This is a genomic window from Simkaniaceae bacterium (assembly GCA_021734805.1).
Lineage (GTDB): Bacteria > Chlamydiota > Chlamydiia > Chlamydiales > JACRBE01 > Amphritriteisimkania.
In genome coordinates this window covers 1-8,314 of record JAIPIG010000052.1, presented here as the reverse complement: position 1 = coordinate 8,314, position 8,314 = coordinate 1, and the positions used below count along the sequence as shown (strand labels likewise).

The following is an 8,314-nucleotide window of genomic DNA, read 5'->3' as shown; positions in this document are numbered from 1 at the left end:
TAGGATAGAATCTGTATCGATATGATCTATTTACAATTTTCATATTATCGTTGTAACACACCATTAAGTATCGTGCAAGAAGAAAAGATGGCTTATATCCCCACGCCTAAAGGCGGGGGTTTTACGCCGTCAGCGATAATTTTTCCTCCAACGCCATTTGCAAATGCCACCGCAGTTTTAATAATCCCTTCAAATCGTTTCACTGTTGATTTGAATTCGAGAACTTTTGATTCCCTTTCTTGAAAAAAATCGCCCACTATCTTGTGCCCCTATTCGTACCAATTTATCACAATCATACCAAATCGTACCATCTATCGCAAATTCGTATCAAATCGTACCAATTTACCGCAATCGTACCAAATCGTACCATCTATCGCAAAAAGGATCACCGGTCTCTTTTTGATCAGATTTTGATTAATACGGGAAAGATTTTAATAATTGTAAGACGCTGAAAATAAAGAAGATAAGAAGAACATCAATGGATAGAGGTTATTTTCCGACGCAAAATTTAGAAAAGATTTCATTTAAAATATCTTCGGTGACATCTGTTCCGATGATGGTGCCGAGTCGTTTGAGGAGATCTCTTAGATCAAAAGAGATAAATTCGGCAGAGAGGCCGCTTCTTAACCCGTCGATCACCCGGTCAAGAGAGGCTCGGCATTCACAGAGCGTGGTATAATGCCGCTCTTGCGTCAAAAAAATATGATCTTTCGAGGGCATTTCTCCTTGCCAGAGGATGGATTCAATCGCTTGTTTGAGTTGATCGATGCCCATTTGAGCTTTGGCTGAGATATGAACGGCAAAGAGGGGGGCGATTTCAAGGGGAGAGGCGTGAGGCAAATCCATTTTATTCCAAACGAGAAGGGTTTTATTGGCAGGAAGTGATGCAATGAGATCGATCTCTTCTTGGGTCGGGGCGCGGGTTGCATCGAAAAGGGTTAAGATGAGATCGGCTTGCATCGCAGCTTTTTTCGAGCGGCGGATGCCTTCTTGTTCAATGATTTCTTCCGTTTCGCGAATCCCTGCCGTGTCAATGAGATTAAAATGGAGATCACCGAGTTTGAGGGTTTCTTGCAGCACATCGCGTGTGGTGCCGGCGATATCGGTTACAATGGCGCGATCGTAACCGAGAAGGGTATTCATCAGAGATGATTTACCCACATTGGGGGATCCGAGGATGCAGAGATTAAGGCCATGGTTTAAGATGCGTCCATCGCGAAAGCCTTTAATTAAGGCGTTTAGGTGGTGTTGAATCGTTGTCAGTTGATCGAGGATTTCTTCTTCGGATGCAAACTCAAGCCCCTCTTCGGGGTAATCAACCCAAGCTTCGATAATGGCGGCGATGTGTGTGAGGGTTTTTTGGAGGGATTGAATCCGTTTAGATAGGGCGCCTTGCAGTTGATTTTCAGCAGCTGAGCAGGCGAGATCGTTTTTAGCAGAGATTAGTTCTTGAATGGCCTCTGCTTGGGAGAGATCGATTTTCCCATTTAAAAAAGCTTTTTTTGAAAATTCACCCGGACCTGCAGGTGCGGCGCCACATTCCAAGACGCGTGCAAGCACTTTGCGGCTAATGATGAGACCTCCATGGCAATGGATTTCAACGGTATCTTCTCCGGTGAATGAGCGGGGGGCTTTCATCACAATGAGAAGGACATCATCGAGGCGCTCACCTTCTTTAGTCAAAACGTGTCCAAAATGCACCGTATGAGAGGGGAGCTGCATCACGTCTTTAGAAAAAAGTTTTGATGCGACGTCTAGGGCATGTTGACCTGAAATGCGGATAACGGCGATCCCACCCTCACCCGGAGGCGTAGCGATAGCGGCAATCGTTTGAGTCAGTTCTTCTATTGAATTTGCAAAGCCCATTTTTGTGGTGAGGTGAGTTAAAAATGGGCTAAATGATACCAATTTTTCACGGGAAAGTCTAGCCAATGATTTGAAGGGCTTGTTTAATCACCTCTTCGAGCGTAAGGGGGTGTTCTTCTTGCCCTTTCATCACCTTCTCAATCACTTGATAAGCCTTTTGATCTTGGTAACCGAGGTGAATCAGTGCATTGATGCCGTCATTGAAGAGATGGTCCTCTTCGGAGACGATCGAACCTGTCGGGATCGAGGGCTGAGAGAGCTTTTTGTCGCGCATCTCGACGATGATCCGCTCGGCTGTTTTTTTGCCAATACCGGGAACTTTAGCGATGAGTTTGGCATTTGAGCTTTGAATAGCGCTATTGAGGTCGCGCAGTGACATGTGTCCAATGAGGGAGAGTGCCGTTTTGGGGCCAATGCCGGAGATATGGCTCAGTTTTTCAAATGATTCGCGCTCCTCTCTGTTGATAAATCCAAACAGGCGTTGTGAATCTTCTCGATAGATAGGGGTGAGAAAAAATTGCACTTCATGGCCTACCTTAAGATGAGCGGAGAAGGTGCTTAGGGGAATGTGGATTAAAAATCCCATGCCACCCGCTTCGACAACGGCTTGAGTGGGTTTGAGCTGAACAAGAGTTCCTCGAATATAATCATACATAGTTGAGTCCCGGTTTAAAGTGGTGGGCATGGCAGATGGCAAGCGATAGGGCATCGGCAGCATCTTCCGGTGGAGATTGTTTGAGATTAAGAAGCATTGCAATCATTTTTTGAATTTGGTGTTTAGAGGCGCTCCCATTGCCGGTCACGGCCATTTTTGCTTTGCGCGGAGCGTATTCATAAAGAAGGATATTATTTTTTGCAGCAGCCAGCATCACAATGGCTCTTGCCATTGAGAGCTTCATCGAGCTTTGCACATTTTTATAAACAAATTGTGTTTCGACGGAGATCGCATCGGGCTTGTGAAGGGAGATCAGCTCTTCTATTCGGTTAAAAATGATCAGGTAACACGTTTCAAGACGATCTGATTTTGCATAGATATTGCCATAATCAAGGGCTGTCATTTTTTGCGAGAATTGCTCAATCACGCCATATCCGGTAATGCGCGTACCGGGATCGATTCCCAAAATAATTTTTTTCTTCCCGGGGGGCATGAACTACCTTTAAGCTAATATTGCATCAATCCTCATTAAGCGGTATGCTATCACAAATAAGAATTTCTGCAAGGCATTGGATTGATTCCCTTTACTACGCATTATCACAAAATTATTGTGCGTATGCCCAATTGGATTGGCGATCTTGTTATGGCTACGCCCCTTTTGGAAGATCTGCGCAAAGCTTTCCCCTACGCACATATTACGGCGCTTTGCTCAGAGTCATTGAAGGGACTTCTCGAGAATAATCCCCATCTCGATACGATTCTTACGTTTAAGAAAGAAAAAAATCAGTTCAAAAAATTCTTTAATCACAATCTTGTGAGAGTTTTACGCGCAGAGAAATATGATTTAGGGGTTGTTTTGCCCAATTCTCTCTCATCGGCGTTTTGGTTTTTTCGCGCCGGTGTAGAAAATATTGTTGGTTTTTCTTACCCCTATCGTCGATTTTTTTTCACACATGCAGTGGATGTTCCAAGCAATATCGAAAACGAACATTTAGTTTCAGTTTATAAAGCGCTACTTGCGCGTATTTGTATCCCTCCAAGTCATTCAGTGCCGCAGCTCTATGTCTCCAAAGAGGAGAGAGCTTCAGCGCGTGATTTTATAATGAGTTATGGTGGAAATGCTGAAGCGAAGTGGATTGGGATCAATCCGGGAGCTGCTTATGGGTCTGCGAAGTGTTGGCTTCCCGAGCGTTTTGAGGCAGTAGCGCAGCAGCTTATTCAGCAAGATCCGGAGTGCCAAATTCTCTTTTTCGGCGATGAAAAGAGTCGGGAGATGATCAATGGTATTTGCCGCGCTTTGCCTCCTCAAGTCATCAACTTAGCCGGAAAGACAACGCTTCGGCAAATGGTAGCGCTCATCGCTGAGTGTAGCGGCTTTCTTACGAATGATAGTGGGCCCATGCATGTTGCAGCGGCTTTGAAGGTGCCACTGCTTGCGCTATTCGGTTCAACATCTGATGTCAAAACAGGCCCTTATCAATGGGGAAAAGTGATTCATAAACGCGTTTCATGTGCTCCTTGCTATAAGAGGGTGTGCCCTCTTGATTTTCGTTGCATGAAACAAATTGAGGTCGATGAAGTGATCACTCAGCTCATGGATAGCATGCAAACCCGGGGAATTTAAATGTTAAAACGCCTTCTTCGCCGTCTCTTGCCCAATCCTTTTCGTCGACTTCTCGTGAGAGCCAAGCGAAAAGGGCAATACCGCTTTTTAATTGTTTGGAATCGGGGCATGGGGGATATTGCGCTTGGCTTGTATGGCCTCGTGCTGCGCATTAAAGAGTATATTCCCAATGCAGAGATTACATTTTTAACGCGCTCTGATTTAGAAGAGGCTTTTCGTTTAGTGGAAGGTGTTAAGGTGATCATCGACCCCGCAATGAAAAGGGGGGAAGTTTATGAGCCGGGGCGACTGCCTTCTCGATCGGAGTTTGATGTCGTGCTGGAAAAACCCGATCCGACCTACTGGCTACAGGATCAACTCGGTAGAATCACTCCAAAACTGAAGTGGAGTCGTGAGCTCGATCCTATCCCTTGTGGAAAAAGGCACTGTATTGGAATGCATGTCTCGAGCGAAACGGGGCAATTCTATGGATATGAGAAAAATTGGCCGATAGAGCATTGGAGAGAGCTGATTGAGCGAGTGACTCGAGAGGGGGGATATGAAGTGATTTTATTCGGATTGAGTCCGACCGATGATTTTGCCATGTGTAACGTTACAGATTTGAGGGGAAAAACATCGCTTCTTGAGATGATGTCTCTCATTAAAAATCGCTGCTCGCATCTCATTGCGCCCGATTCCGGAGTGTTATCGCTCATCTACTACATCGATGAATCGTTTCCTCTCAAGCTCATTTCACTCTGGTCCGATCCTAGGCAGGGAATTTTAAAAGCACAAGTTGCCTCTCCTAATCCACAACTTGAGCATATTCCACTGATTCGAGAGAAACTCGCTGACTTGAGTGTCAGTGAGGTCTTATGCCATTTCCAAAAAATCAGCGATATCGATCATTCTATAAAAATAATCACCAGTAGCGAGATTGGTGGAAACTCCGCCAATATGGAATAAAACCGGAATCGCAGCAAACCCTCTTGGCACCTTTAGTGCGCTAATTTTTTCTTGGACTTGTGATATGATGTCTGTACCTATTTCTCGGCGTTTAAATTTAAACTCGCAGACGAATAAATTTTTAGTTGTCGTTTGCACTAAGTAATCGATTTGGCATCCTGCTTTAGTTGTCGTTTTAGACTGTCTAAATGGGCCGCTAGCAATGATATCTGCCGGGTTAATACCAATAGCCTTAAGTAATATCCGCCTGTTTTGCAAAAGCAACTGTTCTAATTGCAACCCAATATGAGCTTCAAATCCCGGTAGGCTTGATATATTTGTATTTTGAAACTCTCCCAGATCAATTTTATTACGCCGGGGTTCTATTAATTTTAGATAAAAGCGCATGTAAGGATCACAGATGCAATACAAGCTTTGTTTCAGTGGTTTGTTCGTTTTAAAGGACCACAGGTTTTGCCTTTGAACAAAACCGGCGATTATTAAATGTTCCATAAGGCTGCTTAACGTGCCGCTATGCGGGAACTCCGTGAGTTTGCGTACATCTGCTAATGTTTTCATGCCCTCTTTTAGACTATCTAGTATCTTCTTATAGGAAGCCCCTTTACCATTAAATAAATCATGAAAAATGCGATCAAATTCCAAAACCAATAGACCGTCTTTTTCAAAGCATAATTGCTTGATTAAATCATCAACGGTTTGGCCGGGTGTGATTTGTTCTAAGTACCATGGGATACCCCCTAAGATGCTGAGTAGTTTATAGGTGTCATAATCAGAACCCTGAAACCCGGAGGCTCTAAGTAGCTTATTGGCATCCGGTATAGGGAGGGGTTCTAAAGTGATCGTGAGATTAATACGACCAAAAAAGGCAGTGCTTTTTAAAATATTTTCTTCAATCCATATTGAAACAGATCCGCAAAATACAACCATAATGGGAAGTTGTTGTTTGTCCCACCAAGCCTTCAGCTTTGGAATAAAGCTCGGGTCTTTGGATCCCATCCATGAAATCTCATCTAATAAAATGATGTCCCCGGCATTAATGTGACGGCTCAAGTGCTCAAATGCATCAGTCCAATCTTGGAAGGTGAAGGGGGGGAGTTTTAAGTGGGTTGCAAGTTGCCTCGCAAAATGATCCCGCTGACTTTGATCATCCATGCCATCTTGTGGGGCTAGACCTGCAAAATCCCAAAGCTTAGCTTCTATATGCTTGGATGCAAAGAAATGAATTAAGCGGCTTTTACCAACTCGTCGTCTGCCTTTAACGACAACTAAGCCGGGTGTTTTTTTCTTGTGTAGTGCGCCTAGGCGTTCTAATTCATTTTTACGACCAATAAATATTGGATTTGTCATTATAACTTCTCTCGCTCAATTTACACTAAATCTTATAATGAGATGTATTGTAAGTCAAAATAATTTGCTCAAAACGCTATTTTAGCAATAATGAGCATTAAAGGTTATCGCGGTTATCTTAAAGTGTTATCAGATATAACAGTCTAAGTTTTAAGACTATATCGATTTTCATTAAAAAAACTCCTCTATTCATGGAGGGAATTTTTAATCACTCCCGGTATATCTTCGAATATATTGGGGGGGGGATTGTGTAAAATAAAGTGATTGTTTTGTAGATGCTTTTTTTTGAGGGATATGGCATGATCACCATTTTTTAATCACATGATGCGATGGAAGGAAAGTCAACTACCCTCCCCTGAAGGGGAAGGCTTGTAAAAAAGCCTCGCGTTGACCAGCCTAAGTCCGCCTTGAGGGTTAGCCCTCTAAAAGGGACTACGTTAGGAGCGAATATATAGGCACCTTGGGATGCTACTCCAGTCCCAAGCTCTGGGGTCAGTGGTTAAACAGGTGTAAGGGGTTTAGGCCCGTGCTGCTGACATACAAACCGCTCCATAACATTGGCGAGGAGGACATTACCCACAAGGGTGTAAACCCAAGTGGCGATTGCACGTAAGTGCTAGGGGGAGCAATCCCCCGCTTTTTTAACAACTTAACAACAAGGGAGCAGCGTTTCCTCCTCGTCCCAAAGAACGAGGTTTCCACGCTGTCAAATTGATGAAAATAGGATATCTCGGTTCAGGTGCATGGGCTTTTGCCTTAGCTAATTTACTCGCTCATAACGGGCATGATGTTGTGATGTGGTCTATTGAAACCGATGTGATCCAAGGTCTGAGAGATCTTCGAGAGCATCCCAAGTTCCCCGGCATTCATGTCGAACAAAAATTACAATTTACAACCGAGTTAAAAGATGCCGTTCAAGGAATGGATATCATCATTGAGTCTGTAACGGCTAAGGGACTCCGGCCTGTGCTCGAACAAATTTTAGAGATTCAGCCGATGAGCGTCCCCTTTGTGATGACCTCAAAAGGAATTGAGCAGGGGACGGGGCATTTACTTCCTGAAATAGCGCTTGAGGTCTTAGGTCAAGAATATCGCAATAAAATCGGCATCTTAAGTGGGCCGAGCTTAGCGGATGAAGTATTGCACAAAATCCCAACATCGGTTGTTGCCGCTTCTTATGACCCTGAAATTCGCAATACGATTTCAGAGATATTTAGCTCTTCTTATTTCCGGGTTTATCCCAACTCCGACTTGCTCGGAGTGGCTTTTGGTGGAGCCATGAAAAATATTGTGGCCATCGCATCGGGCATTTCCGACGGACTTGGTTTTGGCCAAAATTCTAAGGCGGCGATGATTACTCGCGGTCTGCATGAGATGCGCAAGCTAGCTCCTTATAAGGGGGCAAAGCCCGAAACGCTCAATGGGTTATCGGGCCTTGGCGATTTATGCGTCACGTCTCTTTCCGATAAGAGCCGCAATTATCGTTTTGGCAATCTCATCGCATCGGGTATCGATGTCGAAAAGGCAAAGCAAAAAATCGGCATGGTTGTCGAAGGCTCATACACTGTCGTCTCAGCTATGGAGCTGAGCAAAAAGGCGGGTATCCCTCTTCCGATTACATCCGCCGTTTACGATATCATCTACAAACATCTCGATCCCCATGAGGCGGTGAAAGCTCTCTTTAGCAGAGAGATTAAAGACGAAAATCTTTAAGTGGAAATAAATTTAGAAGTTTATTGCTGACGGCGTAAAACCCCCGCCTTTAGGCGTGGGGATATAAGCCATCTTTTCTTCTTGCACGATACTTAATGGTGTGTTACAACGATAATATGAAAATTGTAAATAGATCATATCGATACAGATTCTATCCTACCGAC

General features: G+C 44.1%; 8 protein-coding genes. 3 read left to right on the top strand and 5 right to left on the bottom strand.

Annotated elements, in window-relative coordinates:
- Nucleotides 1-92: 92 nt before the first annotated feature.
- From K9M07_07890 to ruvC, 4 genes are all read right to left on the bottom strand, one after another.
- The gene (locus tag K9M07_07890; GenBank protein ID MCF7853139.1) at nt 93-257 is read right to left on the bottom strand and encodes an ATP-binding protein; all 165 of its coding nucleotides are present in this window, start codon (nt 255-257) and stop codon (nt 93-95) included.
- A gap of 232 nt (nt 258-489) precedes the next feature.
- Nucleotides 490-1,866: a tRNA uridine-5-carboxymethylaminomethyl(34) synthesis GTPase MnmE gene (gene mnmE / locus K9M07_07885; GenBank protein MCF7853138.1), complete on the bottom strand. Its 1,377-nt coding sequence runs from the start codon at nt 1,864-1,866 to the stop codon at nt 490-492.
- A 58-nt stretch (nt 1,867-1,924) separates the two neighbouring features.
- Complete coding sequence (ruvA, locus tag K9M07_07880; GenBank protein MCF7853137.1) at nt 1,925-2,521, bottom strand: Holliday junction branch migration protein RuvA; 597 nt, start codon at nt 2,519-2,521, stop codon at nt 1,925-1,927.
- Nucleotides 2,514-3,014 carry a crossover junction endodeoxyribonuclease RuvC gene (gene ruvC, locus K9M07_07875; protein ID MCF7853136.1) on the bottom strand — a complete coding sequence of 167 codons (501 nt, stop codon included), beginning with the start codon at nt 3,012-3,014 and terminating at the stop codon, nt 2,514-2,516. Before ruvC ends, ruvA begins: the two co-directional genes overlap by 8 nt.
- A gap of 123 nt (nt 3,015-3,137) precedes the next feature.
- On the opposite strand from ruvC, the gene waaF reads away from it, so the two are divergent.
- The gene (gene waaF, locus K9M07_07870) at nt 3,138-4,145 is read left to right on the top strand and encodes a lipopolysaccharide heptosyltransferase II (protein MCF7853135.1); all 1,008 of its coding nucleotides are present in this window, start codon (nt 3,138-3,140) and stop codon (nt 4,143-4,145) included.
- Nucleotides 4,146-5,090 carry a glycosyltransferase family 9 protein gene (locus K9M07_07865; protein ID MCF7853134.1) on the top strand — a complete coding sequence of 315 codons (945 nt, stop codon included), beginning with the start codon at nt 4,146-4,148 and terminating at the stop codon, nt 5,088-5,090.
- Here K9M07_07865 and K9M07_07860 read toward each other — a convergent pair.
- On the bottom strand, nt 4,998-6,437 hold the full coding sequence (locus tag K9M07_07860) for an ATPase (GenBank protein MCF7853133.1): 1,440 nt from the start codon (nt 6,435-6,437) through the stop codon (nt 4,998-5,000). The two genes, K9M07_07865 and K9M07_07860, sit on opposite strands and share 93 nt — an antisense overlap.
- A gap of 714 nt (nt 6,438-7,151) precedes the next feature.
- Here K9M07_07860 and K9M07_07855 point away from each other — a divergent pair.
- Nucleotides 7,152-8,150 (top strand): NAD(P)-dependent glycerol-3-phosphate dehydrogenase, encoded by a 999-nt coding sequence (locus K9M07_07855; protein ID MCF7853132.1) that lies wholly within the window; start codon nt 7,152-7,154, stop codon nt 8,148-8,150.
- The last annotated feature ends 164 nt before the right edge of the window (nt 8,151-8,314 follow it).

What these genes read in the sequence shown, in the direction of transcription:
- mnmE (MCF7853138.1), bottom strand. Translation starts at nt 1,866, where the DNA reads ATGGGCTTTGCAAATTCAATAGAAGAACTGACTCAAACGATTGCCGCT.
- ruvA (MCF7853137.1), bottom strand. Translation starts at nt 2,521, where the DNA reads ATGTATGATTATATTCGAGGAACTCTTGTTCAGCTCAAACCCACTCAA.
- ruvC (MCF7853136.1), bottom strand. Translation starts at nt 3,014, where the DNA reads ATGCCCCCCGGGAAGAAAAAAATTATTTTGGGAATCGATCCCGGTACG.
- waaF (MCF7853135.1), top strand. Translation starts at nt 3,138, where the DNA reads ATGCCCAATTGGATTGGCGATCTTGTTATGGCTACGCCCCTTTTGGAA.
- K9M07_07865 (MCF7853134.1), top strand. Translation starts at nt 4,146, where the DNA reads ATGTTAAAACGCCTTCTTCGCCGTCTCTTGCCCAATCCTTTTCGTCGA.
- K9M07_07860 (MCF7853133.1), bottom strand. Translation starts at nt 6,437, where the DNA reads ATGACAAATCCAATATTTATTGGTCGTAAAAATGAATTAGAACGCCTA.
- K9M07_07855 (MCF7853132.1), top strand. Translation starts at nt 7,152, where the DNA reads ATGAAAATAGGATATCTCGGTTCAGGTGCATGGGCTTTTGCCTTAGCT.